Origin of the sequence: Micromonospora sp. NPDC048842 (assembly GCF_040649935.1) — a bacterium.
Classification (GTDB): domain Bacteria; phylum Actinomycetota; class Actinomycetes; order Mycobacteriales; family Micromonosporaceae; genus Micromonospora; species Micromonospora hortensis.
This window is the reverse complement of record NZ_JBEZGK010000008.1, coordinates 229,510-255,799: the sequence shown is the minus strand read 5'-3', so window position 1 is coordinate 255,799 and position 26,290 is coordinate 229,510. Positions and strand designations below refer to the sequence as shown.

The following is a 26,290-nucleotide window of genomic DNA, read 5'->3' as shown; positions in this document are numbered from 1 at the left end:
TGGCAGCAGGTGACGTAGCATCGGCGGATGAGATCTCGTACGGACAACAGCCTGGCCGACCGCAAACGCCAGCTCGTTGCCGACGAGCTGCGTGACGCCGCCCTGATGCTGCTCGCCACAAAGGGTTTCGACGTGGTGACCGTCGACGACATCGCGGCGGCGGCCGGCATGTCGCGACGCACCTTCTTCCGCTACTTCGCGTCGAAAGAGGACGTGGTCGTTCGGTTCCTTGCCGACACCAGCGCGGACATCATCACCGAACTCGCCGCCCGGCCGCCCGCCGAGCCGCCGTCGGTCGCGCTGCGCCACGCTCTCTGGGTGCCGCTCGCCGCCTGCAACGACCACCCGGAGCACTCCGAGCGAGCCCGTGTCGTCGTCCGTCTGATCCTGGACACCCCCGCCCTGCACGCCCGCTGGCTGGAACGCCAGATCGAGTGGCGCGCCGAGCTGGCCGCCGAGGTGGCCAACCGCCGTCGCCTCGACCCGCACACCGACCCCTACCCACGGATGGCCGCCGGGATGGCACTGCTGGCACTCGACACGGTGCTCCAGCGGTGGCAGCCGGGCGACGACGAGCAGCACCTGGCCGAGCTGATGGACCAGGCGTTCGCCGTCGTGGCGCCCGCCCTCGACGCGCCCGCCGCGTCACCCGCCGCCGGCTGAGCGCGAGTCAGCGCCCTTTCAGCGCCCTTTCAGGCCGCTCAATACGTTCGCGGCATGACAATAAAACGTTCCACGCGCACCCGGCGCGGGACTGCCGTGCTGGCGATGATCGCGGTCACAGTGGCAAGCGCGCTCTTCGGCGAGCCCGCGTCGGCCGATCCCGTCCCCGTCCCCGTCCCTCAGGCAGCGCTCACCGACCGGGCCTTCGGCCAGGTCGCCGAACTCCATCTCCAGGGCGCCGCTCGGATCACCACCGTCGTGCTGTCGGCCGAGTTCGTCCAGTGGCACCGGCTGCACCCGAACGCCACTGCTGCACAGGCCCAGGCCCAGCTCACCGCACGCAAGCAGGTGCTCGACGAATCGCTGACCACGTTCGACCTCCTGCTGCCCGAACAGGACCTGCTGCTGAAGTCCGTCGACATCCTGCTCGGCGCGCCAGGCGGCGACACCCGGACCTCGCCGGAGATCACCGGCCTGGTCGGGGCCGTGATCGGCAAGACGGTCGAGCCGTGGGACACCCGCGAGGAACTCGCCTCCGGCGCGCTGCGGACCGCCCAGTGGCTGCGCGGCCGCGATGACGCTCTCGCGGCCGTGTGGTCCGCGACCCGACAGGCGGGGGCAGCCAGCGGGCCCGTCGCCACCGCCTGGAACGCCGTCCTCGGTGAGCCGGTCGGGGTGGACATCACCAGCACCTACGAGGAGCTCCAGCAGGATCCCGGACTTTCGCATGTCGACCTCGACGCGATCCTGGCGCTGCGGGACGACTCGGTGGCGTACGTAGCGGCGGCCAAGCAGCAGCTGGCCTCCCTGCACGCGGAGCTGCTCGGCCTGAGCCTGGAGATCCGCCTCGAGATCGGCGAGAACAACAGCAAGTGTCCGCCGGAAGGGCCGCCGAGCGCCGCGTGCACCGCGGCGGCCAAGAAGGCCGCCGAGGACCGGGACAAGGCTCGGCAGCAGACGATCTCCGACATCAAGGCCGGGGTCGGCATGGTCTCCACCATCATCGGGTTCGCCGACCCCGCCGCCGGCAAGAAGTCCAAGGTGATCGGGGAAGCGGTCCTCACCACGATCAGCGCGATCTCCAAGTACGCGGCGGCGATCACCGGCCGCGGCCTCGCGGGCTCGATCTTCAGCACCGCTACGTTGGCGATGACCGGCAACGTCTTCGGTGCGGTGATGTCGATCGTCGGGCTCTTCGGCAGCAGCGGACCGTCGCTGGACGCACAGATCCTGGCCCAGGTGAAGGCCCTACGCGACGAGGTGCGGGCCCTCGGCGACGAGATGCGGGCCAGCTTCGCGCGGGTCGAGGCCCAGATCAACACGGTGTACGCGAACATGATGGCCCAGTTCGACAAGTTGAACGCTGCGATCGCCGGCAACACCGCACAGATCACCCTCGTGCAGCAGCAGGTCGCCCAGCTCGGCCTGCGCCTGGAGGACATCGCCGCGACCGTCCTGGCCGCGATCGGCGACGCCACACTGCACGACGCCCGCGCCGACATCAACAAGTACATCGGCTACCTGGAGAACTTCGGTCAACCGATCCCGACGTACGGCGAGTTCGTCGGCCCGGAGAATGAATTCCACCTGACCTCGACACAGTTGGCCAGCGGCGCCGCGTTCGTGGTGCCCCGGACCGACGCCGACAACCCGGCCGTCGACCCGACCACGGTGCTGAACAGCTTCGGCGAGGCCCGGTCGATCAACTACCTGGCCCGGGTCGCCAACGGACGTGACCCCTCGATGGTCGAACCGTCGACACCGGTCGGCAACCCGACGGTGTGGAACCTCGGCGCGCAGTCGTACGCCATGTTGATGCTGCAGAACCCGACGTACGCCGCCCAGGTCAGCGCCGGCCGTGCCGCGCAGATCGAGGCGGAGGGCACCCGCATCGCCGACCTCGCGGCCAGCTTCGGTCGACCGGCCGGCGGCAACGCCAACAGCCTGATCACCGGGCTGGTCAACGAGTACGTCACCGCCACCAATGAGCTGTCGGCCGCGCTGAGAGCGTTTCGGACCAACGAGGTCCAGGTCCGCTACGAACCGGACGCCAATGGCGTACAGGTGAAGACGCTCAAGGACTACGACCTGTTCTGGGACACCGACAAGCCGCTCGCCGCGGCGCCGGCGAAGGGCGACGAGGCGACGGTGCCCGCATGTGAGGGCAGCAGGCAGATCGACCGACCCAGCAACGTTCGCTACAACCTGATGTCGAACATGGTGCGGGCACTCCAGTACGCGTACACACCGCGCCACGACGAGCCGCCGGCCGGGGTACGGGAGTTGCCCGAGGTCGGCTACTGCTACACACCGAGCTGGGTCTACACGCGTACGACGGGCTACGGCACCGGGGTGATCCGCCACTACGGCAAGCTGCGGTTGCAGATCCACAGCCGATTCCGGCTGAACTCGAACACGGCCTGGCAGAACTCGCGCACCGCCGACTACACCTGGCCGAACGAGCAGGTCTACCAGGTCGACTGCGAGTTCTTCAACTGTGACAGCGAGACCACGCCCGAGCAGGGACTGACCCAGAAGTGGCCGTCCGGACGCTACGCCTTCGAGAGCGGCGCGACGGCCGTGAACAACGCGGCGCTGGACGCCACTCTGACGCCGACCCTGCGCGGTTTCCTCCAGGCCCGGCAGAAGTCCATGTACGACCGGGTACGGGACCAGAGCACCCAGGTCAGCGGGGCGGTGCCCGCCGCCCTGAAGAAGGTGAACACCGCGGCGCGGCTGCTCCAGGCGTACACCCGGTTGGGTCTGCCCAACGCCCTCGACTCGGACGACGTGTTGTCCGCGAACCTGTTCGGGCAGTACCAGATCCCGGTGAACATGCCGACGGATGCCAAGATCGGTAACGCCTACGCCAAGGCGAGTGGGAACTACGCCCTCTGCGGGCCCACGCCGTGCTCGCTCGACCCCAGCCGCCCACTGCGCGACCAGGTCAGCCTCAAGGTGCCCTGCGAGCCCGCTGTCGACTCGTCCAACCTGCCCGGCGACCCACTGGGCGACTGCCTGATCACCAGCGCGCGGTCCCGCGCCAACACGCTCATGCAGCGGTACGAGGTGTGGGCGGACCAGATGACCGCCGGCCTGCACCGCGAGCGGGTGCCGTGGATGAACGACACACTCATGGGCCTGCGCATCACCACCCGCCTGACCCACGCCAACTGAGGCACACGTTGCCGGCGCCTTCCGGGCGCCGGCAACGCTGTCTGTCAGTCCGGATCCGCCAGATCCACATGACGGTCAGCGATGCTCCGGAGAAAAGCGTCGACAACGACGTCGACCACCCAATCCGCTGATCTTTGCAACGAGCCTCTACCCGATAGCGTTCGGTGTCATGGGATCCGTGGACGTGGTCTTGGCGGTCATCGCCGCCGCAGCCAACCTGGCCTTCGCCACTGTGCTGTTCCACAAGAGCCGTGGCGGCACGACGGCGCCCCGGATCTTCGGCCGCCCTCAGCCCCAGCCGCGCCTGCGGGCAATGATGCACGTATGCCTGGGGCTGGGGACGGGCGTCGGCTGGCTCGCCAAGGACATCTTCCCGCCCCACTCCACCGGCGACACGGTGCTGTTCAACGTGGCGAGGGTCCTGCTGTTGGCTGCGGTGGTCTCGGCCCTGCTGAGCGCCTTCCGGCACTCGCGACCCATCGGTGACAGGGCCGCCTAGCTCTGGCGCTCGCTGATTTGCAGGTCATCGCCGGCACACTGCGCGCTGCGGTGGAGGCCGGCTGCGACGACCTCGTCGAGTGTGCCGGCCAACCGTGCTGCCCCATCCCCTTCGCCACCATCGCTCCAGGAGGCTCCTGTTCGACGAGGTCACCGGCGTGATCGGGGTCCGGAGCACATCGGTACGGTCCACGGATGACAGTTGTCCGCTCTGTCCTGCTGTTCGTCGTCGCCGCCCTGTTCGAGATCGGCGGGGCGTGGCTGATCTGGCAGGGCTGGCGCGAGCACCGCGGCCTGTGGTGGATCGCCGCCGGAGTCATCGCCCTCGGCGCGTACGGATTCGTCGCCACCTTCCAACCCGACCCGAACTTCGGGCGCATCCTCGCCGCCTACGGCGGCGTGTTCGTCGCCGGATCCCTTGCCTGGGGCGTGATCGTCGACAAGTTCCGGCCCGACCGGTGGGACATCATCGGCGCCGGCATCTGCCTGATCGGCGTCGCCCTGATCATGTACGCGCCGCGTACGGCAGGCGGCTCCTGATCGCCACGGAGCCGATCCTGCACGCTCAGGCCTCGTCGAGGCGCACGCTTGGCCCGCGCCGTAGCGTGGCAGGGTGGCAGCACCCCGCATGGCACCGCCGTCAGGGATGAGCCGCCGGCTGACGTTCCTTCTCGCGTTGGCGGCGGGAGTGGCAGTCGGCAACCTGTACTGGGCCCAGCCACTGCTCGGCTTCATCGCGGGCGATCTACGCGTCACGACCGCGACGGCCGGCTGGTTGGTCACCGCGACGCAGCTCGGGTACGCCGTAGGCGTGCTGCTGCTCGTGCCGCTCGGTGACGTCCTGGACCGCCGCCGGTTCGTCCCGATCATGCTGCTGACCTCGGCTGCCGCACTGCTGCTGTGTGCGCTGGCGCCGTCGATCGGCGTACTCATCCTCGCGCTCGGCGTGCTCGGCGTGACGACGATTTCCGGGCAGATCCTCACCCCGCTCGCCGGAGACCTTGCCGGCGACGCCCAGCGCGGTCGGATCGTCGGCGTCGTCGGATCCGGGACCCTCACCGGAATCCTGGCCTCCCGCACGATCAGCGGCCTCGTCGCCGACGCCGCCGGGTGGCGGACGATCTTCGCCCTCGCCGCGGTCTTCGCCGTCCTGCTCGCGATCGTGCTCTACCGCGCGATTCCACAGCTGCCACCGCGCACGCGCATGCCCTACGCGCAGCTCATCGCCTCGGTCGGCGCGGTGGTCGTACGCGAGCGGGCGGTCCGATGGACGCTGGTCCTGGCCGCCAGCGGATTCGCCGCGTTCTCGCTGTTCTGGACGGCGCTGACGTTCCTCCTCAGCGGCCCGCCGTTCCGGTACCCGGTGGCGGTGATCGGGTTGTTCGGGTTGGCCGGCCTCGCTGGCGTCCTCTCCGGCCTGCGCGGCGGACGGCTGCACGATCGCGGCTGGTCGCTTCCGGCCACCGGCGCGGCCTGGGTACTGGCCCTCACGGCATTCGTCGTCGCGGCGTTCGCCGTACGGTCCGTCGTCCTCGTCATCATCGTGATCGTCATGCTCGACGTCGCCCTCCAGACGCAGGCACTACTCAACCGGGCGCGGCTGTTCGCCCTCTCTCACGAGGCCCGGAGCCGGCTCAACACCGCGCTGGCCACCTGCAACTTCGTCGGCGCCGCCATCGGCTCCGCCGCCGCGACGGCGCTCTGGTCCGCGGGCGGCTGGACAGCGGTCACCGTCGCGGGAACGGCGCTCTGCTGCTTCGCGCTCATCGTGTGGGCGCTGGGACGTCGTGGTCCACTCGTGATCCGCGTCGCCCCGCCGGACAACGCGATTCGGGGGGGGCATGACCGATTGGTCGTGCCCCCCGAATATCGTTGGTGCGCCGCCAGGGACTCGAACCCCGAACCCGCGGATTAAGAGTCCGCTGCTCTGCCAGTTGAGCTAGCGGCGCTCGCTGACAACGGGACGAGACGTTAGCAGCAGGCTGGACGGGTCCCCGAGGCGGCCACCGAGCGGAGAGCGTCACCGGGGCGGACGTGTCACCGTCGTGCGGGCGTACCCGGGCCAGGATCGGAGTTGTGGTCGTACCGAATTCCACAGTGGTGAGGCTGGCGGCAGCACCGACGCCGTCGCCGTGAAAGCTGCGGTCGGCCAGGTCCGGTTGATCAAGCGGGTACGCTCGTTACTACTGCCTGGGGCGCTGACCGGCGCCAACAGCGCCGAACGGCCGGCTCGGCCGCGAGCCCGCAGTGGATCCGAGGAACCTCGCGCCGCTCCAGGGGGAAGTAGCCAGGTGAGCACCCATTCGACGTTGTTGTTCGTGCTCGCCGCTGTCGCGGTCATCGTCGTCGTGCGGTGGGTGGCGGCCCGCACCGGCCTGCCGGCCGCAGCGCTTCTGCCGCTCATCGGCATCGCGTACGCGCTGCTCCCCGGCCCCAACATCGGCCTGGATCCCGACCTTGTGCTCATGATCGTGCTGCCGCCGTTGCTCTACAGCGCCGCGCTGGACTCCTCGCTGTTGGACATCCGCCGGAACCTCCGCATCGTGGTCAGCCTGTCCGTGCTGCTGGTGCTCCTCACCGGGGTGCTGGTCGGTATCGGGTTCCACCTGTTCGTCGCCGGGGCGACGCTCGCTGCCGGGATCGCGGTCGGCGCCGCCATCGCGCCGCCCGACCCGGTGGCCGCCCTGGCGGTTGGCCGCCGAGTGAATCTGCCACCGAAGATGGTCACGATCATTCAGGGCGAGGGGCTGCTCAACGACGCCACCGCGCTGACCATGCTCAGCGTCGCGGTGGCCGCCGCGGTGGGTGGTGAGTTCTCGTTCCCGTCCGCGGTTGGTCAGTTCGTGCTGGCGGCGGTCGGCGGGGTCGCCGTGGGAGCGGCAGTGGCGTGGCTGGTACGTCTGGCCCGACCGTTCACCGCGGACCCGCTGTTGTCGAATGCCATCTCGCTCGCGACACCGTTCGTGGCCTACCTGTTGGGCGAGGAACTGCACGTCTCCGGGGTGCTCGCCGTGGTGATCGCCGGGCTGATCGTTGGCCATAAGACGCCTCAGCTCACCTCGGGCGCCGCCCGGCTGCAGACCAGCGCGGTGTGGCGGTTGGTCGACTTCCTCCTCGAAGGCTTCGTCTTCCTGCTCATCGGCCAGCAGCTTCCCGAGGTCGTCAAGGGCCTGCGTCAGTACGAGACGTCGACCATCGTCATCGCCGTCGCGGTATCGGTGGGCGTGGTGCTCCTGCTGCGCCCCGCGTGGCTGGTGATGACCCAGTCCCTCCCCCGGTCGCTGCACACCCGGCTGGGCGGCATCTCCGAGCAGGACGATCCCGACGAACCCTGGAGCGCCCGGCAGATCGAGCGCGCTGACCGTAACGCCCGCCGACTCACCTCCCGTGAGGTGGTGGCACTGAGCTGGTCCGGCACCCGTGGGGTGATCAGCCTGGCCGCGATCTTCACCCTGCCGCTGACCACAAACAGCGGCGCGCCCTTTCCCGACCGTGACCTCCTGCTGTTCTGCACCTTCGTGGTCGTCCTGGTGACACTCGTCGGGCAGGGCCTGACGTTCGCGCCGCTCGTGCGAATGCTGGGCCTGCGCGCCAACGAAGCCGACCAGGCCCGCGTCCGCAACGAGGCCCGCTCTGCGGCGGTCGAGGCCGCCCTGGCCCGCCTCGACGAGGTTGCCGCGGTGGAGCCGGACAGCGCGGTGTCCGTCAACACCACCCGTACGCAGTTGCTGGCCCGATTGGCGCGCTACCGCGGGCGGCTGGACCTGCTGGAGCAGAGTGGATCATCCGAGCTGCCCACCTCACCGGCGTATGAAGCGGCGCTTCGTATCCGCCGGACAGCGATCGACGCACAGCGCGAGGAACTCGTGCGCTGGCGCGACTCCGGCCGACTGCCGGACGAGGAGCTCCGCGTTCTGGAACGTGAACTCGATCACGAGGAGCTGTTACTCCCGAGGCGGTCCTCCAGCTGACCTGCCACGACGGTGTCGAGCCACCGGCGTCGGGCCTCGTCGCACCGGCGTACGCGAAAAAGGCCCTGACCGGCACACATCTGCCAGGTCAGGGCCCTCATCGTTGGTGCGCCGCCAGGGACTCGAACCCCGAACCCGCGGATTAAGAGTCCGCTGCTCTGCCAGTTGAGCTAGCGGCGCTCATCGGCAACGGAGAGAACATTAGCACCCCTCCAACACGGGCTCCAATTTGGTTGCCCGGGTCCCCCCTTCGGTCGAGCTTTGCCGGCAAAAAGCCCCAAACCGGCCACCGCCGCCAAGATCGGGGCGTGGGTTGCGGCGGTGATGCGGCACGATGTCCGCCAGGTACGCGAGAACAGAGGTGGGCATGGCACGGTTCACGCGAGCCGGGGCGGTGGTGGGCGCCCTGACTCTGGCGGCGTCGCTGGCACTGACCGGATGCGGCGGCGGCGAGAAGAAGCCGGAATTCGTTGGCGGGGCGTCCTCGGACGTGAGCGCCACCCCTGGCTCAGCCGCACCTTCGACACCGAGCACACCGAGTGGGCCGGCGCTCACGCTGAGCCCGGCGAACGGCACGAAGAACAGGCCGGTGAGCACGGAGATCAGCGCGAAGCTCCCGGACGGCGGGAAGGTGTCCGCTGTCACCCTGACGGCGGACGGCGGCGGCTCTATCGAGGGCAAGCTGCGTACCGATGGCTCGGCCTGGGTGCCGTCAGCTCCGCTGAAGTGGGGCACCCGCTACACGGCCACTGTGACGGCGAGCGCGTCGGACGGCACGAGCAGCCAGGGCACCAGCAGCTTCACCACGATGGCCAAGCCGAAGTCGACAATCGGGTCGGGCCTGTACCTCTTCGACGACAAGAGTTACGGGGTGGCCATGCCGGTGGTCACCGAGTTCCACCCGGGTATCCCGAAGAAGGACCGGGCGGCGGTGCAGAAGCGGATGTTCGTCCAGACCGACCCGCCGCAGCCGGGCGCGTGGCACTGGGTCAGCAATGGCACGCAGGCCTACTACCGGGCCCCGGAGTACTGGAAGCCGGGCACCACCATCACCGTGCGGATCGCGCTGGCGGGGGTGCCGTTGAGCAACGGCAAGTACGGCGACATCGACCGCAAGGCCACCGCCAAGATCGGCCGGTCGTTCGAGATGAAGGTCGACAACGCCAACAAGAAGATGACGGTGTACGAGAACGGCGCGCCGGTACGCACCATTCCGGTGAGCCTGGGCAAGAAGAGCACACCGTCGTCGAGCGGCACGATGGTGGTGATGGAGAAGAAGGAAGCCACTGTCTTCGACACCCGCGACGACCCGGATCCGGCCAACCGCTACGTGACCGACATCCAGTTCGCCCAACGGCTGACCTGGGGTGGCGAGTACATCCATGCCGCGCCCTGGTCGGAGCACGTGCAGGGGCGGCAGAACGTCTCGCACGGCTGCGTGAACGTGTCGATGGCGAACGCCAGGTGGTTGTTCGGCAAGACCCGGATCGGTGACCCGATCACGATCAAGGGCACCGAGCGCAGGATCGCCGCCGGTAACGGTTGGACGGCGTGGAGCCTGAGCTGGTCGGAGTTCGTCAAGGGCAGCGCGTTGCCGGTGCCCAGTGGTGGGGCCGGTCCGGCGGTCTGAGCCGTCGGCCTCGTTGCGCCGGCTCGGCCGTTGGCCGGACCGGCGTACCCTTGCACTCCCGCCGCTCGATGACAGCGCGGCGACCCCCGCGCTCCCGACACGGAGACGAACCAGGCTCACGAAACGCCGGATAGTAGCAGGATTCGGGCACTATTGATGGCGTGTTTCGGTTCACCCTCGGCAACCGGGGCCGGCTCTGGCGCGTCAGTAAGAGACGATGGGGCAGCGACCACAACTGTGAGGGAATTCATGCGAGCTAGCCAGGACCAGCTGATCAGGCCCGGTGGGCGACGCCGCGTGTTCGCGGCGGGGCTTCTCGCCGTGGCGCTGGCCTTCACCTCGGCCTGCACCGACGGCGACGGCGGCAAGCCGTCCTCGTGGCACGGCGGCGGCGAGAACCCGGCGCCGAAGGCCGCCGCGACGATCAGCGAGCCGGCGGCCGACGCCAAGGACGTGCCGGCGTCCACCGGCGTCACCTTCACCACGAAGGACGCCGTGGAGACCGCTGTCGAGCTGAAGGACGCCGCCGGCAAGGTGGTCGAGGGCGCCCTCGCCAAGGACGGCAAGTCGTGGCTGCCGACCGGCGCGCTGGCCTACGGCACGAGCTACACGGCCACCGTTACCGCCAAGGGCGACGACGGACGCCCGGCCACCGCGACGAGCACCTTCACCACGATGGCCAAGCCCGGCAACCAGGTACGCGTGAGCAGCTTCCTCGGCGACAACCAGGTGGTCGGTGTGGGCATGCCGCTGATCGTGAAGTTCAGCCGGGGCATCCCGGAGGACTACCGCGACGACGTGCAGCGCCGGATGACTGTCACCTCGACGCCGGCGCAGGCGGGGATCTGGCACTGGGTCAGCCCCACCGAGATCCGGTTCCGGCCGAAGGAGTTCTGGAAGACCGGCAGCAAGGTCTCCTACCGGGTCCAGGCGGGTGGCCTGCCGATGGGTGAGGGTTGGTACGGCCGCGCCGACCTCTCGGTGGACGTCAAGATCGGCGCGGCGGTGGTCATGACTGTGGACAACAAGACCAAGCGGATGACGGTGACCCGCAACGGCTCTGTGATCAAGACCATCCCGGTGAGCCTGGGCAAGAAGAGCACCCCGTCGTCCAGCGGCACCATGGTCGTCATCGAGAAGTTGCGCAAGACGGTCTTCGACACGTTCGAGGAGCTGGGCCCGGAGGAGGGTTACCGCACCAAGATTGACTTCGCGCAGCGCCTCACCTGGGGCGGGGAGTTCATCCACGCGGCACCCTGGTCCGAGGGACAGCAGGGCACCACTAACGTGTCGCACGGCTGCGTGAACGTGTCGATGGCCAACGGCGACTGGCTCTTCAAGAACACCCAGGTCGGCGACCCGATCACGGTGAAGGGCACCGAGCGCAAGCTCCAGAACGGCAACGGCTGGACCGACTGGAACATGAGCTGGGACGAGTACGTCAAGGGCAGCGCCCTTCCGTACGAGCCTCCGGCCGACCCGGACGCCGCCACCCCGACCCCGGACGGGACGGGCGCCCCGTCCCCCACGCCGACCTCCTGAGCCAGCCGACGAAAGCCCCCTCCTCGGAGGGGGCTTTCGCGTAGGCCCTGCCTCGCCCCGACAACGACTCAGGCCCTCTCCGAGGAGGGGGCCTGAGTGGTGAAACCAGTGGGGTGACTGAGGGGAATTGAACCCCCGACAACCGGGACCACAACCCGGTGCTCTGCCAACTGAGCTACAGCCACCATGCCGCCGTCGCCCGGTCGATCGCTCCGGGCGGGGTGCGGACCAATAATAGCCACACCGCAACGCACCTCGTCCAGCGGGTTCCCTGCTCCCCGGGACGAGCCGGCGTGGTCAGAGTTCGGCGGCGATGGCCTTGGCGGTCTCGACATCCGGGCCGGGCAGCGGAACGAAGACGGTGCGCCGGTAGTACTCCAGCTCCCGGATGCTCTCCCGGATGTCGGCCAGCGCCCGGTGCGCGAGACCCTTCTGCGGCTGGCCGAAGTACACGCGGGGGTACCAGCGGCGGCAGAGTTCCTTGATCGACGACACGTCGATCATCCGGTAGTGCAGGTGCGCGTCGAGGCGCGGCATGTCCCGGGCGATGAAGCCCCGGTCGGTGGCGATCGAGTTGCCGCAGAGCGGCGCCGTACGCGGGTCCTTGACGAAGGTGCGCACGTAGTCCAGGACCAGGTCTTCGGCCTCGGCGAGGGTGACCGCCGAACGACGGACCTCCTCGGTGAGGCCGGACTTGGCGTGCATGGTCTGCACGATCTCCGGCATCCCCTCCAGTGCCGCCTCGTCGGCGTGGATGACCACGTCGACACCGTCACCGAGCACGTTGAGGTCGGGATCGGTGACCAGTGCCGCAACCTCGATCAGTTTGTCCCTGCCGAGGTCCAACCCAGTCATCTCACAGTCGATCCAGACGAGGAGATCAGCCACCGGGACAGCCTACGCGCAGCCCACGCCCCGCGGCTGCGCGCTCTCGGCGGACCGGACCGCTAGGGTTTCGGGGTGCCAGCAGAACCCGTCGCACCGCCCGCCGTCACCGAAGACGATCCCGGCGGCCGTACGGTCCGTCGTCTGGTCGCGGTGGTGGCCCTCGGCGCTGTGCTGCCAGCGCTCTACCTGCCAGGCCTCGTGCACAACTTCTTCGATCTCAAGATCTACATGTCCGCGATGGACTGGTGGCGCGTCGGCCACCCGCTCTACGACTACGTCCAGCCCGACCGGGTGCAGGGCGAGTTGTACTTCACCTACCCACCATTCAGCGCGCTGCTGCTGTGGCCGTTCGGTCTGTTGCGGCTCGGCGCCACCGTGGCGATCTTTACGGCGCTCACAGTGCTGGCCGTGGTGCTGACCACCCGGTGGCTGGTGACGCCGGTGATCGCCCGACACGACCTGCCCCGAACGTTCACACTGATCGCCGCCGTACTGCTGGTGCTGGCGGTGGAGAGCATCCGCGAGACGATCACCTTCGGCCAGATCAACATGCTGCTGGTCGTGCTGATCCTGGCCGATCTACTGTTCGCGGTGCCGCAGGCGCGGCGCTGGGCCGGGGTGGGCGTGGGGCTGGCGACGGCGCTCAAGCTCTTTCCCGGCATCTTCATCGTGTACCTGCTGGCCACCCGACGGTGGCGGGCGGCGGCGGTGGCGAGCGCGACAGCGGCGGCGGCGACCCTGCTCGCGGCGGCGATCGCCCCTCGTGACTCGTGGCGGTTCTGGACGCACGAGCTGTGGACCACCGAGCGGGTGGGACGCACCGACATCGTCGGCAACCAGTCGCTGTTCGGCCTGCTCAGCCGCTTCACCGAGCCGGAGAAGCCGGACCGGCTGCTCTGGCTGCTGCTGGTGGCCGCGGTCGCCGGCTACGGGCTGTGGCGGGCCGCCCGTGCGGCGCGGGCCGGCGACGTGTTGACCGGCCTGACGTTGACCGGGTTGGTCGGTTCCCTGGCGAGCCCGATCACCTGGACCCACCACATCTACTGGTTCGTGCCGGCGGTGGTGCTGCTCGCCGACGCGGCGTTGAGCGCGAACCGCCCGGAGGAGGCACGCCGACGTCGGTGGCTGGCCGGGCTCGCGCTGGGCATCACCGCCGTGACCATCTACGGCGTGGTGACGTTCCAGGCCTGGGGCGCGGGACCGGTCCGCACTCACGACCCGGTGGACTTCGTCGTGCAGAACACCTACGTGCTGCTCAGCCTGCTGCTGCTGGTGGCGTTACCGGTGCGCTCGGGGCTCGGTGCGGAAAATCGCACCAATTGGACAGACCTCCCGAGTAACCATGTTCGGGGCTAATCTGTCCTCATCTACCTCAAGCGTCGCTCGGGTAGCACCGATCCCCCGGTGAGGGTGGCCCTCCGCGTCGGCAGCGCGGAGGGCCACTCGCCGTCTCACCCACCACCGCCGGCCGGGCCGTCACCCGACCGGTCCGCCACGGGCCCTGTCGTCGCCAGGGGCGGCCGCGACCGGCCGGGCAGTGGGCTCGTCCACGTCGGCCGGCGGCCAGGCGAGACTCAGCGTCACCTCCGGTGGGCGGGGCAGCCGGACCGGTTCGTCCAGGTCGGCGAGGGTGGCCGCGCGGGCCGCGCCGATCGCCGACCGGGCGGGGTCCGGGGCTCCGGAGCCGACCGGGGCGAGTTGTCGTACCGGCAACGGCGGGGTCGGATCGGGTTGGCGGGGGCCCAGGCCACTCAACGAGGTGACCCCGAGCCGGCCGGCGAGCACCGGCACCTGATCCGGCTCGACCACGAAGATCACCTCGCGTGGCCGTAGCGGCCGCAGCAGGAGCAGCGCCGCGCACACCACCAGCAGCACGCCGACGGTCAGCAGACCCCAGGTGGCCGGGCCGGTCCACCCGACCCGCAACTCGGCGTGCAGGTCCAGAACCAGGTCCTCCTCGCCGTCGGGGCGCATCACCACCAGGCTCATGGGTTCGCCGGCGAGGTCGTCAGCGCTCCACTCCAGCGAGCCGATCCCCTCTCGTACCCAGAAGGGCCGGCCCAGCGGCGTGACCGGCCCGTCGGCCGGCGCGACGCCCGGGGTGTCGGCGGCCGGCCCGGCCGGATCGAGCCGGACCGGCAGCGGACCCCGGGCCAGCGCCACCCGACGGACCGTGGCGTGCGGTACCGCCTCCAGCCAGCCACGCACCTCGGCGGTGGGCGCCAGTCCGACGAACGCCGGCCCACCCGTGGTGCGGGCGTCCAGGCGTAGCCGGGTCTGCGCGGTACGCGCGAAAGGCGCCTCCTGCCGCAGCAACCGGTCGAGGTCGGTGACGACGATCGCGTGACCGGGCGTGCGGACCGTTTCGAAACGGGCGGCGAAGGACCCGCCAGCGTCGGCGTGTCGGGTCACCAGCCACAGCCCGCCACCGGCGAACAGCGCCGGAATTCCCACTACCAACAGCAGCACTCCGGCGATCACCCGCACGAACCGCATCCGCACCGTCCCCCTCCGTAGCCAAATACCCGGCCGACCTTACCGACGTACACCGTCTGATCAGGGGATATCCACGGCACGGTGGGCATCGACTCCGGAAAGCACGCTGGCCCGCCGGAAGATCCGGCGGGCCAGCGGGTGAAACAGGGTCAGGCCTTGGCGACCGGCTCCCGGCGGGTACGCGTGAACGCCAGCCCGCCCAGCACCAGGCCGGCCAGACCGGCGACGAGTCCGGCCACGCCGAGGCCGACCGCGAGCCCGTTGCCGTCGTCGTCGTCATCGTCGTCGGGCGAGGCGACGGCTGCGGCCGGCGAGGCCGAACCCGACGGCGCCGCGGCGGCGGCCAGGGTGAGCACCGGGGCGGGGTGCTCCGGCTCCTCGGCACCCGGCGCCGGGTCGTCGATCCACCGCGAGATGTTGCCGTCCGAGTAGGTCTGCAGGGTCTTGAAGACCATCGAGTCGACCTGCGGCAGCGGCCCCATCGAGACGGGGAACTCCTGGAACTGACCCGGCTTCACCCCCGCGTCACCGGAGGCCGTCCAGGTGATCTTGGAGACCGCTTCGGTGAGCTGACTGCCGTGCACCTCGATCGGCGGGTCGACCTTGCGCTTCTCCGTGGTGACCGTCCAGCCCGGCACCGGCATCGTCGACACCGAGCCGACCGGGGCGTTCTCCGGCAGCACCACCTCCAGCTTGGTGGTCGACGCGGTGTCGCTCTCGTTGGGCACCCGGAACGCCACCCGGGCGTAGCCACCCTGGGTCGCCTCCTTCGGGTTCACCGTGACGTGCGCGGACGCTGGTCCGGCGAAGCCGAGCACAGCGGTGGCGGCGGCGGTGAACGCCAGGGCGGCAGCGGCGGTTGCGGTACGCCGGAATCGGGTCATTGGTTTCGCGAGCCTTTCTAACGGATGGGCACGGTGGCGGTCACCGTGGCCTGGTCGATGTCGGTCGTTCGGGCGGTGATCTTCAATTGCCACTCGCCGGGGGTCGGCAGGCTGATGTCGCCGTAGGCGTGACTGTCAGTCAACCGCAGCAACGGCACCTCGATCGGCTCGATCCCGGCCGAGGGCAGCGCGACTGTCGCCTTCCACTCCGCGACCAGCAGTGGCTGGTTGGCCTTGTCGTACGCGTACAGGTGCACCGAGTTGTTGCCCCGCTCGGCCGGGCTCACCTCGACCTCGACGGTCAGCAGCGGGCTGGCGAGCCTGGTGCTGAAGAGGCCGGCCTCGGCCCCGGCCGACGGGCCGGCCGCGGCGGTGCGCGCGGGCGTGGTCTGCACGAGCGTGGCGGACACGGCCAGCACCACAACGGTGACGGCCAACTCCACCAGGACCGCCCGGCGCACCGGCACCGGGCGTTGCGCCGCGACGCGGCTACGCACCAACTGCCGGGAGTACGCGGCCACGGCGATGACCAGCGCGAACAACCCGATCTTGGCGAGCAGCAAGCGCCCGTACGTGGTGTCGAAGAGCGCCTGCGGGGTGGCCACCTCGATCAGCGCCTGGACGGTGCCGGCCAACAGCAGCGCCGAGACGGCAAGCGCCGCCCAGCGCGACCAGATCGGCAGGATCGCGCCCAACTCGCGCTCGTCGGCCTGGCGCAGCAGGAAGACGGCGAGCATGACCAGACCGCCCAGCCAGACCGCCATGCTGCCCAGGTGGACCGCGTCGACCACCACGGAGACCGCCGGGGCCGGGGACGCCGCCGGGTGCCCGGCCAGCGGCCAGGTCAGCAGGGCGGCGCCACCGAGCACGGCCAGGATGATCGCGTCCGCGCGGCCGGCGGGCCGGGCCAGCAGCGGACGGAGCAGGAAGACGGACGCCGCCAGCAGGCCGAGTCGGACCAGGTGGGCAGCGCCGAAGGAGCTGCCGAACACACTGCCGAACCCCTCGCCGGTAACGTCGAAGAGGCCACCACCGGCCGTGTAGGGCACCTGCAACCACAGGTCGGCGAGGGTGGCGACGGCCACCAGACCGAGGCCGGTCCAGGCCAGCCGGGTCGGCCCCCGCCGGGAGAGCCGTCGTGGCCAGAGCGCGGCGAGCACCAGCGCCGGCCCCACCAGCAGCACCAGGCCGGCGTAGCCGAGGAAGCGGGCCACCTTCACCGCCGTCTCCACCACCGGGTTGGCGCGGCTGTCAGTGCCGGAGTCGACTGGTGGGGTCGAGGGTGCGCCGACCGAGTAGGTGTACGCCCCGGAGACCGGGTGACTGTCGGCGGAGATCACCCGGAAGCTCACCAGGTAGGTGCCGCGGGCGCCGGCCGGGTCCACCGGGATGGTCACCACACCGCCGCTGAACGACGGTTCACCCCGGTCGGCCCGGGAGCCGTCCGGCGCGATGACCCGGATCTTGCCGGGCACCTTGCGGACCGACTCGCTGAACGTGAGGACCACCTCGGACGGCCCGCTCGGCACGATGGAGGCGGCGGCCGGGCTGCTGCTCTCCAGCACCGCGTGGGCGCTCGCGGAGGTGGCTGGCGCGATCAACAAGGCGACGACGGTGACCAGGAGGCCGGCGGCTGCAGCCAGCCTGGCGGCCCAGCGGCGGGGGGCGACTGTCATGCCGGCCATGGTCGCCGATGGGTGTCCCATTCGGCGACCCGAGGGGGGTGGTCGCTTCTGTGGTCGCACGTCATGAAGTGGTAGTCGGCCCGGGTCGGGTAAAAGTTCCCGACGTGTCGCAGACCATCCAAGGGCCGAACGACGCTGACGCGCCGCCGACTGCCGCGTAGCCTGGTGTGTCGTGATCCCTGTCCCGCGTGACTCCGGTGCCGCCGGTCCGGCAGAGCCGGACGACGAGGTCGCCCGGGACCCGGCAACCGAGTGGGCGCTGACCGCCCGCGACGGTGACCCCACCGCCCAGGCGGCGTTCGTCCGGCTGACCCAGGCCGAGGTCTGGCGGTTCGCCGCCTCCCTGGTCGACCCGGACAGCGCCGACGATCTGACCCAGGAAACCTACCTGCGGGCGTTCCGGGCACTCCCCGCCTTCGAGGGTCGCTCCAGCGTCCGCACCTGGCTGCTCGGCATCGCCCGCCGGGCCTGCGCCGACCACCTGCGCACTGTCATCAGGCGTCGGCGACTCGACGAGCGCCTGGCGGCGAACGCGTACACCGACCGGCCGCACCCGGACCCGGCCGGCCAGTTCGGCGCCGCCGACCTCGTTCGTCGCCTCGGCCCCGAGCGGCGCTCCGCGTTCGTGCTCACCCAACTGCTGGGCCTGTCGTACGCCGAGGCCGCCGCCGTCGAAGGGGTGCCGGTGGGCACCATCCGGTCCCGGGTCGCCCGAGCACGAGACGACCTGGTCGAGGCGGTCGGCGACGCCCTGACCGGCTGAACGCGGAACTTCCGGCGCGGACGGGACGACAAATGAGCGTGACAGCACCTTCCACCCGCGGCGGCCGTTGGCCAGTGGTCCGCCCGTGGCTCGGCATCGCGGCCCGACTCGGCCTCGCCGCCGTGTGGCTGGTCGCCGGCGCGTCGAAGGTCAGCGATCTCGCCGCCTCCGGGCGGGCGGTCAACGCGTACCAGGTGATGCCGTACGACGTGGCGACAGTGATCGGCGCGGCCCTGCCCTTCGTCGAACTGGCGTTGGGCGTGCTGCTGCTGCTCGGGCTGGCCACCCGGCTCGTCGCCGGGGTGTCCGCCGCGCTGCTGGTGATCTTCATCGCGGGGATCGCCTCGGCCTGGGCGCGTGGGCTGGCCATCGACTGCGGCTGCTTCGGCAGCGGCGGGCAGTTGGCCGCGGGGCAGGCACCCAGTTACCTCCCGGAGATCCTCCGGGACCTGGGATTCTTGGTTCTGGCCGGATTTCTACTGATCTGGCCACGTACGCCGGTATCGGTGGACGGGTGGTTGTCCGGCGAACCCGTTGTGGAGGACGAGGATGAGTAGTCGCAAGGGGCAGCGGGACGCCGCCCGGGTGGTCCGCGAGCAGTTGGCCCGCGAGCGGCGCCGCCGCCGCACGATCTGGGTCTCCGTCGCAGCGGTCCTCGTCCTGGTCATCGCCGGCGGCATCGGGTGGGCAGTCTGGTCCAGCCAGCGCTCCGACAGCTTCACCACGCCACCCGGCGCCAACGCGGCCGGCACCGGCATCGTCACCGGCGGCGGGCCGGTCACCGTCGACGTCTACGAGGACTTCCTCTGCCCGGCCTGCAAGCAGTTCGAGCAGACCAGCGGGTCGACGCTCGAACAGTTGGTGGCCGAGAACAAGGCGACTGTGGTCTACCACCCGGTCGCGTACCTCAACCGTTTCTCCACCACCGAGTACTCCACCCGTTCCTCGGCCGCCTCCGGCTGCGCGGCGGCGGGCGGCAAGTACCACGAGTACGCGAAGGCGCTCTTCGCCCAGCAGCCGCCGGAGGGCAGCGCCGGGCTCACCGACGACAAGCTCATCGACATCGGCACCAGCGTGGGCCTCGACCGCGGCTCCTTTGGCAGTTGCGTGAAGGACGAGACGTACCGGACCTGGACCGAACACGTCACCGACGACGCCAGCCGGAGCAACGTCACCGGCACGCCGACCGTCAAGGTCAACGGTCAACCCGTCGAGAACCCCACCCCGGACGCTCTCACCGCAGCCGTGGCGGCGGCCGGCAAGTGATCCGTACCCTGCTGGGCCGCGCCGGCCTGGTCGCCGCCGCAGCCGGCCTGGTGACAGTGATCAGCGCGGCGCCCGCCGCCGCGCACGGCGCTGACGCACCGGACGGCACCGACTACCGCACCCGGACCACAGGGGTCGCACCGGCGCGGCCAGGGCTCGAGGTACGCGTCATCGAGGCGGGCGCCCGACTGGAGCTGACCAACCGCACCGGCCGCGCCATCGAGGTCATCGGCTACTCCGGTGAGCCGTACCTGCGCGTCGGCCCGGACGGGGTCTTCGAGAACAGCCACTCCCCCGCCACGTACCTGAACCGCACCATCGCCGGGGACACCGCGCTCCCGGCCGAGGCGGACCCGGCGGCCGCACCCTCCTGGCAACGGATCGACGACGGCACCACCGCGCGCTGGCACGACCAACGCGCGCTGTGGCAGGAGTCGGCACCGCCGGCAGCGGTACGCGCCGCACCGGACCGCGAGCACCGGGTCCGGGACTGGACCATTCCACTGCGCGACGGCACCGACCCGGTGGTGATCGGCGGCACGCTGGACTGGGTGCCGCCGCCGGACGCGTACACCTGGTGGGCCGTGACCATCGTGGGGCTGCTCGCGGTGGGCGCGCTCGGCCTGTTCGCCGCCACCGCACCGGCCGGCGCCCGCGCGCTGTCCGCGCTCGGCGTGTTGCTGATCGTCGGCGGCGTGCTGGCCGTCGGGTACCCGGTGGGACGGGAGTTGGACGCGGGCGCCCAGGGCGTGGGCGGGGTGCTGGTCGGGCTGCTCTCCGGGCAGATCTGGTCCCTTCTCACCGGCCTCGGCGCGATCGCCGCCGGTTGGTACGCGCTGAGCCGCCGCCCGGCCGCCGACTTCGTGGTCGCCCTGGCCGGGGCCTGCCTGGCGCTCTTCGCCGGAGCGTCGAACGCCGCCGTGTTCGCCCGCGCCATCGCGCCGGTGCCCTGGTCACCCGCTGCCGCCCGGGTGATGGTGGCGCTCTTCCTGATCACCGGCGCCGGTGCGACAGCCGCCGGCATCCTGCGCCTACACGCCACCTCCCGCACCACAGCGGCGGCACCTCGGGTCGAGGCCGCCGAGAGTGGGTCTACGGCTGCGGGGTGAACCCGTAGGGCAGTTCCAGGCGGTGTCTTGCCAGCAGGGGGGCGTCGTTGAGCAGACTGCGGGTGGGGGCGTCGGCGACGATCCGGCCGTTGTCCAGGATCACCGAGCGCTCGCACAGCTCCGCCGCGTACGGCAGGTCGTGCGTGACCATCAGCAGGGTCACCGGCAGGCCGCGGAGGATCTCGGCGAGCTCCCGACGGGCCGCCGGGTCCAGATTCGACGACGGCTCGTCGAGCACCAGGATCTCCGGGTGCATGGCGAGCACCGTGGCCACCGCCACCCGGCGGCGCTGCCCGAACGACAGGTGCTGCGGGGCCCGGTCCCGATGCTCACTCATCCCCACCGCGGCGAGCGCCTCGTCCACCCGGGCGGCCAGCTCGGCCCCACGCAGACCCAGGTTCGCCGGCCCGAACGCCACGTCCTCCGCCACAGTCGGCAGGAACAGCTGATCGTCCGGGTCCTGGAAGACGATGCCCACCCGGCGGCGCACCTCGGCCAGGATGGCCCGATCCGGGGTGACAGTCAGCCCGCCGACGCTCACGCTGCCCTCGGTCGGGGTGAGGATGCCGTTGAGGTGCAGCACCAGCGTGGTCTTGCCGGCGCCGTTGGGCCCGAGCAGCGCCACCCGGTCGCCCCGCGGCACGTTCAGGTCGACCCCCTGAAGGGCGACGTGCCCGTCCGGGTACGCGTAACGAACGCCCCGAACGTCCAGCGAGACAGCGGTCTGCACGACACCGATCATGACAGCACGACGGCGGTCGCGGCGATGGAGGCCGCCAACACCGGCACGGTCGCCGCGACCAGCCACTGGCCGGCGCTCGCCGCACCCTCGCCCTGCCACACGGCGGGCATCCGCCCGGTGTAGCCCCGGGACAGCATCGCCAGATAAACCCTCTCGCCTCGCTCGAAGGCGCGCAGGAACAACGCCCCGATCCCGGCGGCGAAGCCGCGCAACTGCCACAGGAAACGCGGGTCGTCGCCTCGGGAGATCCGGGCCACCCGCATCCGCCGCGCCTCGCCGATCAGCACGTCGAGGTAGCGCAGCATGAACGTGGCGATCTGGGTGAGCACCTGCGGGCAGCGCAACCGGTCCAGCCCCACGATCAGGTCCCTGGTGGTGGTGGTCGCGGCGAGCAGCAGCGAGGCGAGCACCCCCAGGGTGCCCTTGGCCAGGATGTTCCACGCGCCATGCAACCCGTCCTCGGACAGCCGCAGGCCCAGCACCTCGACCCGCTCACCGCTGCCGAGGAACGGCAGGGCGACGGCGAACAACACGAACGGCAGCTCGATCAACGCTCGGCTGAGCAGCCACCGTGGGCCCACCCGGGCCAGCGCCGCCACCGCCGCCACCAGCACGGCGTACGCGCCGAAGGCCCAGAACGCCTCGCGTGGGGTGGCCACCACGGCGAGGGTGAAGACCACCATCGCCACGATCTTGACCTCGGGCGGGAGCCGGTGCACCGGCGAGTCCGACTCGCGGTACAGCACGTGCCCGTGACCGGCTCCCATCCGCGTACCCCTGCTCAGCTGGCGGCGTCGGCGCGACGCCGGACATCGCCGGACGTCGCGGGATCGCCCTCGGCGGGCGTCGCCGCGTCAGCGTCGGTCGGCGTGCCGCCTCGACGGCGCAGCAGCCAGAACCCGCCGGCCCCGATCGCGAAGGTGACCAGCACCCCGAGCACCCCGGAGAGGCCGGTGGAGACGAAGCTGTTCCGCACGCCCCGTACGCCGTAGTCGGCGAGCGGGCTGTCGGCCAACTCGTGGTCACGGGCCTGCTGGGCCGGGCAGCTGCCCCCGACGATGTTGTCGTCGGCGTCGACGGTGCAGCCCTTGAGCAGGGACGAGTCCAGCCCGTCCGGGTGGGAGGAGGCGTAGTTGCTCACCACGCCGGCGAGCAGCAGGGCGACCAGCAGGCCGCCGGCCAGGAAGGCCCAGGAACGGTTCTTCATCGGACACCTCCGGCGACCGGAACGGCGGGGGCGGCGGGCGCGCGCAGGGAACGCAGCGCGTACACCAGGTCGGGGCGCACCTTCGCGACGGTGAGCACCGTGGTCGCGGTGATCAGGCCCTCGCCGATGCCGATCAGCAGGTGGACGCCGGCCATCGTGCCGGCCAGGCCACCCAGGTTGTTGCCCAGGTCGGTGGTGCCACCCAGCCAGTACTCCAGGACGAAACCCTGCGACGCCACCACCACGCTGAGCGTCGCGGCGACGAACGCGGTCACGGCCAGACCGGCCCGCGTGCGGGGCAGCACCCGCAGCAGCAGCGCGATCAGCGCGTACGCCGCGGCGGTGCCGAGCAACGCCATGTTCGTGATGTTGAGGCCGAGCATCGCCACGCCACCGTCGCCGAAGATCAGCGCCTGTACGACAAGCACCACTGCCACGCAGAGCGCGCCGACCCACGGGCCGACCAGCATGGCGGCGAGCGCGCCACCGAGCAGGTGACCACTGACACCGGCCGTGAAGATCGGGAAGTTGAGCATCTGGACGGCGAAGATGAACGCCGCCACCAGGCCGGCCATCGGGGCCAGCCGGTCGTCCAGGTCGCGCCGGCCGCGCAGAACGCAGGCGGTGAGCGCGGCAAGAGCGAGCGCAGCGAAGATCGCTGCCACGGGACCGTCGATGATCCCGTTCGAGATGTGCATCGCCAGTGTCTCCACGCGACCTCCCACGCGTCAGCGGGCCCGACCGGGCCGGCGTGGGTCAGCCTATTTCCCAACCATCGTTGTTGCCAGACTCTGGCAACAACGCATGGGCTTGATCACTCCAGGCCAGGCCCCGCCAACCCATCGGTGCTCGGCCGGTCGGCGGCTCGGCGGTAGGGTCGGGGCCATGACCTCGCCCGACCGCCTCTCCCCCGGTGACCCCGCGCCCGAGTTCACCCTCGCCACCGACACCGGCGACCAGCTCACCCTCGCCGACCTGCGAGGTCGCAAGGTCGTCCTGTACGCCTACCCGGCCGCGATGACCCCCGGCTGCACCAAGCAGGCCTGCGACTTCCGCGACTCACTCGCCTCACTCCAGGCCGCCGGCTACGAGGTCATCGGCATCTCTCCGGACAAGCCGGAGAAGCTGGCGAAGTTCCGCGAGCGCGACGCCATCACCTTCCCGCTGGTGTCGGACCCGGACAAGTCGGTGCTGACCGCCTACGGCGCGTACGGCGAGAAGCAGCTCTACGGCAAGACCGTCACCGGCGTGATCCGCTCGACGTTCGTGATCGACGCCGACGGCAAGGTCGAGCGGGCGCTCTACAACGTCAAGGCCACCGGGCACGTCGCCAAGCTCCGCCGCGACCTCGGCCTGGACTGACTGTCACACCGGACCGCTACGGTCCGTCAGTGGTTCGATACAAGTACACGCCCGAAGCGCTGGCCGCCGCCGCCGCCGCCGCCCGCAACATCACCGAGGTGATGCGGTTGCTCGGCGTACGCGTCAGCGGTGGCTCGCACGCGCACATCAGCCGGCAGCTCAAGCGGTTCGGCATCGACACGTCGCACTTCACTGGTCAGGCACACAATCGAGGCGTGCGATGGCGGCGCATGTCCCCCACAGAGTTGCTGGTAGTGCTGCCGGCCGGTTCCCGCCGAATCCCAGGGATTCGCCTCAAACGCGCCTTGGCGACAATCGGTCTCCCCGAGACGTGCGAGGTGTGCGGCATCGGGTCAACGTGGCAAGGTGCCAGATTGACGCTGCACGTGGACCACATCAATGGCGATTTTCTCGACAACCGGCCACGAAATCTTCGTCTGCTCTGCCCCAATTGCCACAGCCAGACCTCTACATACGCTGGTCAGCGACGGCCTGCACTCGTGGAGCCCGAGGTGGTCTACGATCCTGATGCGGTTACTCCGACCGGCTTCCCGATAGGCAGGCGACTGCCGCGTCGGCTGGAGTGGCCGTGGACGCTGGTGGAGTACAGCTTCAAGGGGCCGTAGCCCAACGGCAGGAGGCATGCGGTTTAGGTCCGCACCAGTGCGGGTTCGAATCCCGTCGGCCCCACATCACCTTTGAGTCGCGACGGATCCTGGCTCGGTCGGAGCCAGGATCGGCTTGTCGGGCGTGTCACTGTCGCGGGTCGTGGGCCTGGTCGTTGGGTCAGGATGGCGAGCGTGAGTCTGCGCTTCGTCCTCGACCCTGACCTGACCCCGCAGCTGCGTGCCGAGATCGTCGACCTCTGGGTGGACGTCAGCAACGCCGGCGGGGCGGTCGGCTTCGTGCCACCGGTCACCGCCACCGACGTGCACGTCACCGCCGATCCGACCTTCGCCGGCATCGCCGACGGACCGGACCGGCTGCTGGTCGGCTACTCCGGGGACCGACTGGCGGCAATGCTGATCTTCAGTGACAACCGTTTTCCGCTCACTGCGCACTGGTGTGTGCTGAAGCGGGTGATGGTCCACCCGGACACCCAGGGTGCCGGCTACGGCTCGGCGCTGATGATGGAGGCCACCCGGCTGGGCAGGGTGTTGGGCCATGAGGCGCTGCACGTCACGGTGCGCGACGGCCTGGGGTTGGACAAGTTCTACGGTCGCCTCGGGTACCGGGAGGTCGGCCGGCTGCCGGGCGCCTTGCGGGTGGCCCCCGATGACAATCGGGACGAGATTCTGATGTGGCTCGATCTGGCGATGGCCGACTGAGTGGTCAGCCCTCGCACCACCGGGCGTTGGCCCGGGCCGAGCCGGTGGTCGGCGCGTCGGTGGCCGGGGCGCTCGTCCTCGCCACCTCGACCGAGCGACGGGTCGGCGTCGGCGTGGCGGCGGGGCGGCTGCTCGGCGGTCGGGGCGAGGCGGACGGACGACGTGTGGTGGCCCCGGCACCGGGTGCGTACATCCGGACCGTGCTGTTCTGCACCTGGCCGGGCGCCATCCGGATGCCGCCGACGGTGACCCGGTTGCCGTACACGTCGGTGACCCGGACGTTGAACGGGCCCGGCCCGGCGCCGGAGGCGATCAGCCAGTAGTTGTAGTCCTGCCGGGCGGCCGACTGCCAGGGGTCGCTGTCACGCTGCCGGACCTCGACGGACCGCAGCGGGTTGCCGTGGTTGCCGACGCGGACGGCGAACCACCACTGTGACGCGCCCTCCTTGATCCGGAAGGTGAGTGGTCCGGGCAGCGGCGGGTTGACCACCGCGCGGTAGGTCACCGGAACGAGGCCCTGGACGGGGTCGGCGATCCGGGCGAACGCCTCGCGGGACAGGTCGAGGTGGCCGGGCTCGCACTCCGGGCACTGGTCCATGATGAGCACCCGGACGGTGCCCTTGGGGCCGACGACGTCGAGGAATCCGCCGCAGGCGGCACCGGCGGAGTATTCCGTCGGACCGAGCGCGACGTAGAGCCGGTTGGCCGGGGCAGCCGGGTTCGAGCAGTTGCCGCCGGTGCCCTTGGAGTCGTAGAAGGTGGCCTTGCCGGTCTTCGTGGCGGTGCCGGTGGGCGGCGCGGCCAGTGTCCGACCGGCGGCGCAGGCCGGGGTGGAGCCGGAGCGCAGGGTGAGGGTGAGCCCGAGCGTCGCCGCGACGACCGTGACGCCGGTGGCGACCAGCCAGGGCTTCACACCGGACGACGGCGCGGGCCGGCCCTCTGGAGGATGGTCCAGGTCGATGTTGATGTCGACAGCGCTTCCGTCCGTCACGACGGCGATGCTGCCGGACCCGGTCGGGTACCGACAAGCGGGCTAAGCCAAAGCTAAGACAGCATCGACGGACGGTGACCGTGGGGTG

24 protein-coding genes, 4 tRNA genes and 2 pseudogenes are annotated in these 26,290 nt (G+C 70.5%); 17 read left to right on the top strand and 13 right to left on the bottom strand.

Translation table 11 applies throughout. The features are described from left to right. The first annotated feature begins 27 nt into the window (after positions 1–27). The 5 genes and pseudogenes from AB0C19_RS14545 to AB0C19_RS14525 form a co-directional block, all read left to right on the top strand. Positions 28–663, top strand: a complete 636-nt coding sequence (locus AB0C19_RS14545) for a TetR family transcriptional regulator (RefSeq protein WP_357184544.1) — start codon at positions 28–30, stop codon at positions 661–663. Positions 664–717: 54 nt separating this feature from the next. Beyond that, entirely contained in the window at positions 718–3,840 is a 3,123-nt protein-coding gene (locus AB0C19_RS14540; protein WP_357184541.1) for a hypothetical protein, read from the top strand. A gap of 169 nt (positions 3,841–4,009) precedes the next feature. Then, positions 4,010–4,339 (top strand): hypothetical protein, encoded by a 330-nt coding sequence (locus tag AB0C19_RS14535; protein ID WP_357184538.1) that lies wholly within the window; start codon positions 4,010–4,012, stop codon positions 4,337–4,339. A gap of 194 nt (positions 4,340–4,533) precedes the next feature. Further along, entirely contained in the window at positions 4,534–4,878 is a 345-nt protein-coding gene (locus AB0C19_RS14530; RefSeq protein ID WP_357184535.1) for a YnfA family protein, read from the top strand. A gap of 88 nt (positions 4,879–4,966) precedes the next feature. Then, positions 4,967–5,830 (top strand): annotated as a pseudogene (locus AB0C19_RS14525) (MFS transporter); the annotation flags it as partial. 122 nt (positions 5,831–5,952) lie between these two features. On the opposite strand, the gene AB0C19_RS14520 reads toward AB0C19_RS14525, so the two are convergent. Further along, positions 5,953–6,105: a hypothetical protein gene (locus AB0C19_RS14520; protein ID WP_357184533.1), complete on the bottom strand. Its 153-nt coding sequence runs from the start codon at positions 6,103–6,105 to the stop codon at positions 5,953–5,955. Between the two features lie 106 nt (positions 6,106–6,211). Continuing rightward, positions 6,212–6,287 (bottom strand) — tRNA-Lys (locus tag AB0C19_RS14515). 342 nt (positions 6,288–6,629) lie between these two features. On the opposite strand from AB0C19_RS14515, the gene AB0C19_RS14510 reads away from it, so the two are divergent. Beyond that, on the top strand, positions 6,630–8,309 hold the full coding sequence (locus AB0C19_RS14510) for a Na+/H+ antiporter (protein WP_357184530.1): 1,680 nt from the start codon (positions 6,630–6,632) through the stop codon (positions 8,307–8,309). 104 nt (positions 8,310–8,413) lie between these two features. Here AB0C19_RS14510 and AB0C19_RS14505 read toward each other — a convergent pair. After that, positions 8,414–8,489, bottom strand: a tRNA-Lys gene (locus AB0C19_RS14505). A gap of 187 nt (positions 8,490–8,676) precedes the next feature. On the opposite strand from AB0C19_RS14505, the gene AB0C19_RS14500 reads away from it, so the two are divergent. Together AB0C19_RS14500 and AB0C19_RS14495 are read left to right on the top strand one after the other, a co-directional pair. Continuing rightward, positions 8,677–9,939 (top strand): Ig-like domain-containing protein, encoded by a 1,263-nt coding sequence (locus AB0C19_RS14500; RefSeq protein ID WP_357184527.1) that lies wholly within the window; start codon positions 8,677–8,679, stop codon positions 9,937–9,939. Between the two features lie 249 nt (positions 9,940–10,188). Next, positions 10,189–11,481, top strand: a complete 1,293-nt coding sequence (locus AB0C19_RS14495; RefSeq protein ID WP_357184524.1) for an Ig-like domain-containing protein — start codon at positions 10,189–10,191, stop codon at positions 11,479–11,481. A 109-nt stretch (positions 11,482–11,590) separates the two neighbouring features. Here AB0C19_RS14495 and AB0C19_RS14490 read toward each other — a convergent pair. Together AB0C19_RS14490 and orn are read right to left on the bottom strand one after the other, a co-directional pair. Beyond that, positions 11,591–11,666, bottom strand: a tRNA-His gene (locus tag AB0C19_RS14490). A 112-nt stretch (positions 11,667–11,778) separates the two neighbouring features. Continuing rightward, positions 11,779–12,369, bottom strand: a complete 591-nt coding sequence (gene orn, locus AB0C19_RS14485; protein WP_091393455.1) for an oligoribonuclease — start codon at positions 12,367–12,369, stop codon at positions 11,779–11,781. 72 nt (positions 12,370–12,441) lie between these two features. On the opposite strand from orn, the gene AB0C19_RS14480 reads away from it, so the two are divergent. Continuing rightward, on the top strand, positions 12,442–13,725 hold the full coding sequence (locus AB0C19_RS14480) for a glycosyltransferase 87 family protein (RefSeq protein ID WP_357184520.1): 1,284 nt from the start codon (positions 12,442–12,444) through the stop codon (positions 13,723–13,725). 384 nt (positions 13,726–14,109) lie between these two features. Here AB0C19_RS14480 and AB0C19_RS14475 read toward each other — a convergent pair. The 3 genes and pseudogenes from AB0C19_RS14475 to AB0C19_RS14465 all read right to left on the bottom strand — a co-directional run. Then, positions 14,110–14,322 (bottom strand): annotated as a pseudogene (locus AB0C19_RS14475) (hypothetical protein); the annotation flags it as partial. A 692-nt stretch (positions 14,323–15,014) separates the two neighbouring features. Then, complete coding sequence (locus AB0C19_RS14470; RefSeq protein ID WP_238691197.1) at positions 15,015–15,749, bottom strand: YcnI family protein; 735 nt, start codon at positions 15,747–15,749, stop codon at positions 15,015–15,017. Between the two features lie 17 nt (positions 15,750–15,766). Beyond that, a complete protein-coding gene (locus tag AB0C19_RS14465) occupies positions 15,767–17,434 on the bottom strand; it encodes a copper resistance protein CopC (RefSeq protein ID WP_357184708.1) in 1,668 nt (555 codons plus the stop codon). Positions 17,435–17,606: 172 nt separating this feature from the next. On the opposite strand from AB0C19_RS14465, the gene AB0C19_RS14460 reads away from it, so the two are divergent. The 4 genes from AB0C19_RS14460 to AB0C19_RS14445 are packed head-to-tail and all read left to right on the top strand — an operon-like array spanning position 17,607 to position 20,572. Then, the gene (locus AB0C19_RS14460) at positions 17,607–18,197 is read left to right on the top strand and encodes a sigma-70 family RNA polymerase sigma factor (RefSeq protein ID WP_357184517.1); all 591 of its coding nucleotides are present in this window, start codon (positions 17,607–17,609) and stop codon (positions 18,195–18,197) included. A 32-nt stretch (positions 18,198–18,229) separates the two neighbouring features. Continuing rightward, positions 18,230–18,754 carry a MauE/DoxX family redox-associated membrane protein gene (locus tag AB0C19_RS14455; protein ID WP_357184514.1) on the top strand — a complete coding sequence of 175 codons (525 nt, stop codon included), beginning with the start codon at positions 18,230–18,232 and terminating at the stop codon, positions 18,752–18,754. Further along, on the top strand, positions 18,747–19,463 hold the full coding sequence (locus AB0C19_RS14450; RefSeq protein ID WP_357184511.1) for a thioredoxin domain-containing protein: 717 nt from the start codon (positions 18,747–18,749) through the stop codon (positions 19,461–19,463). The genes AB0C19_RS14455 and AB0C19_RS14450 overlap by 8 nt, the downstream gene beginning before the upstream one ends. After that, the gene (locus AB0C19_RS14445) at positions 19,460–20,572 is read left to right on the top strand and encodes a hypothetical protein (RefSeq protein WP_357184508.1); all 1,113 of its coding nucleotides are present in this window, start codon (positions 19,460–19,462) and stop codon (positions 20,570–20,572) included. The genes AB0C19_RS14450 and AB0C19_RS14445 overlap by 4 nt, the downstream gene beginning before the upstream one ends. Here AB0C19_RS14445 and AB0C19_RS14440 read toward each other — a convergent pair. From AB0C19_RS14440 to AB0C19_RS14425, 4 genes are read right to left on the bottom strand one after another with little or no spacing between them, the layout of a single operon-like run. Then, positions 20,556–21,314 carry an ABC transporter ATP-binding protein gene (locus AB0C19_RS14440; RefSeq protein WP_357184506.1) on the bottom strand — a complete coding sequence of 253 codons (759 nt, stop codon included), beginning with the start codon at positions 21,312–21,314 and terminating at the stop codon, positions 20,556–20,558. The two genes, AB0C19_RS14445 and AB0C19_RS14440, sit on opposite strands and share 17 nt — an antisense overlap. Continuing rightward, positions 21,311–22,081, bottom strand: coding sequence for a cobalt ECF transporter T component CbiQ (gene cbiQ / locus AB0C19_RS14435; RefSeq protein WP_357184503.1), 771 nt, complete (start codon positions 22,079–22,081; stop codon positions 21,311–21,313). Before cbiQ ends, AB0C19_RS14440 begins: the two co-directional genes overlap by 4 nt. A gap of 14 nt (positions 22,082–22,095) precedes the next feature. Next, positions 22,096–22,521, bottom strand: coding sequence for a PDGLE domain-containing protein (locus tag AB0C19_RS14430; RefSeq protein WP_357184500.1), 426 nt, complete (start codon positions 22,519–22,521; stop codon positions 22,096–22,098). Beyond that, positions 22,518–23,234, bottom strand: a complete 717-nt coding sequence (locus tag AB0C19_RS14425) for an energy-coupling factor ABC transporter permease (RefSeq protein WP_112582195.1) — start codon at positions 23,232–23,234, stop codon at positions 22,518–22,520. The genes AB0C19_RS14430 and AB0C19_RS14425 overlap by 4 nt, the downstream gene beginning before the upstream one ends. 172 nt (positions 23,235–23,406) lie before the next feature. On the opposite strand from AB0C19_RS14425, the gene bcp reads away from it, so the two are divergent. From bcp to AB0C19_RS14405, 4 genes are all read left to right on the top strand, one after another. After that, positions 23,407–23,883, top strand: a complete 477-nt coding sequence (gene bcp, locus AB0C19_RS14420; RefSeq protein WP_357184495.1) for a thioredoxin-dependent thiol peroxidase — start codon at positions 23,407–23,409, stop codon at positions 23,881–23,883. Positions 23,884–23,912: 29 nt separating this feature from the next. Continuing rightward, positions 23,913–24,509: an HNH endonuclease gene (locus tag AB0C19_RS14415; protein ID WP_238684404.1), complete on the top strand. Its 597-nt coding sequence runs from the start codon at positions 23,913–23,915 to the stop codon at positions 24,507–24,509. Beyond that, positions 24,500–24,573, top strand: a tRNA-Leu gene (locus AB0C19_RS14410). Before AB0C19_RS14415 ends, AB0C19_RS14410 begins: the two co-directional genes overlap by 10 nt. A 110-nt stretch (positions 24,574–24,683) precedes the next feature. After that, positions 24,684–25,211, top strand: coding sequence for a GNAT family N-acetyltransferase (locus tag AB0C19_RS14405; RefSeq protein WP_357184491.1), 528 nt, complete (start codon positions 24,684–24,686; stop codon positions 25,209–25,211). Positions 25,212–25,215: 4 nt separating this feature from the next. Here AB0C19_RS14405 and AB0C19_RS14400 read toward each other — a convergent pair whose 3' ends face one another. Then, positions 25,216–26,202 carry an expansin EXLX1 family cellulose-binding protein gene (locus AB0C19_RS14400; RefSeq protein ID WP_357184488.1) on the bottom strand — a complete coding sequence of 329 codons (987 nt, stop codon included), beginning with the start codon at positions 26,200–26,202 and terminating at the stop codon, positions 25,216–25,218. Positions 26,203–26,290: the final 88 nt, after the last annotated feature.

Bases quoted from the DNA above. Each gene is read 5' to 3' on its own strand.
- AB0C19_RS14440 (WP_357184506.1), bottom strand. From the start codon at position 21,314: ATGATCGGTGTCGTGCAGACCGCTGTCTCGCTGGACGTTCGGGGCGTT.
- AB0C19_RS14535 (WP_357184538.1), top strand. From the start codon at position 4,010: ATGGGATCCGTGGACGTGGTCTTGGCGGTCATCGCCGCCGCAGCCAAC.
- AB0C19_RS14430 (WP_357184500.1), bottom strand. From the start codon at position 22,521: ATGAAGAACCGTTCCTGGGCCTTCCTGGCCGGCGGCCTGCTGGTCGCC.
- AB0C19_RS14450 (WP_357184511.1), top strand. From the start codon at position 18,747: ATGAGTAGTCGCAAGGGGCAGCGGGACGCCGCCCGGGTGGTCCGCGAG.
- bcp (WP_357184495.1), top strand. From the start codon at position 23,407: ATGACCTCGCCCGACCGCCTCTCCCCCGGTGACCCCGCGCCCGAGTTC.
- AB0C19_RS14470 (WP_238691197.1), bottom strand. From the start codon at position 15,749: ATGACCCGATTCCGGCGTACCGCAACCGCCGCTGCCGCCCTGGCGTTC.
- AB0C19_RS14465 (WP_357184708.1), bottom strand. From the start codon at position 17,434: ATGGCCGGCATGACAGTCGCCCCCCGCCGCTGGGCCGCCAGGCTGGCT.
- AB0C19_RS14520 (WP_357184533.1), bottom strand. From the start codon at position 6,105: ATGAGCGCGAAGCAGCAGAGCGCCGTTCCCGCGACGGTGACCGCTGTC.
- AB0C19_RS14500 (WP_357184527.1), top strand. From the start codon at position 8,677: ATGGCACGGTTCACGCGAGCCGGGGCGGTGGTGGGCGCCCTGACTCTG.
- AB0C19_RS14545 (WP_357184544.1), top strand. From the start codon at position 28: ATGAGATCTCGTACGGACAACAGCCTGGCCGACCGCAAACGCCAGCTC.
- cbiQ (WP_357184503.1), bottom strand. From the start codon at position 22,081: ATGGGAGCCGGTCACGGGCACGTGCTGTACCGCGAGTCGGACTCGCCG.
- AB0C19_RS14530 (WP_357184535.1), top strand. From the start codon at position 4,534: ATGACAGTTGTCCGCTCTGTCCTGCTGTTCGTCGTCGCCGCCCTGTTC.
- AB0C19_RS14455 (WP_357184514.1), top strand. From the start codon at position 18,230: ATGAGCGTGACAGCACCTTCCACCCGCGGCGGCCGTTGGCCAGTGGTC.
- AB0C19_RS14540 (WP_357184541.1), top strand. From the start codon at position 718: ATGACAATAAAACGTTCCACGCGCACCCGGCGCGGGACTGCCGTGCTG.
- AB0C19_RS14495 (WP_357184524.1), top strand. From the start codon at position 10,189: ATGCGAGCTAGCCAGGACCAGCTGATCAGGCCCGGTGGGCGACGCCGC.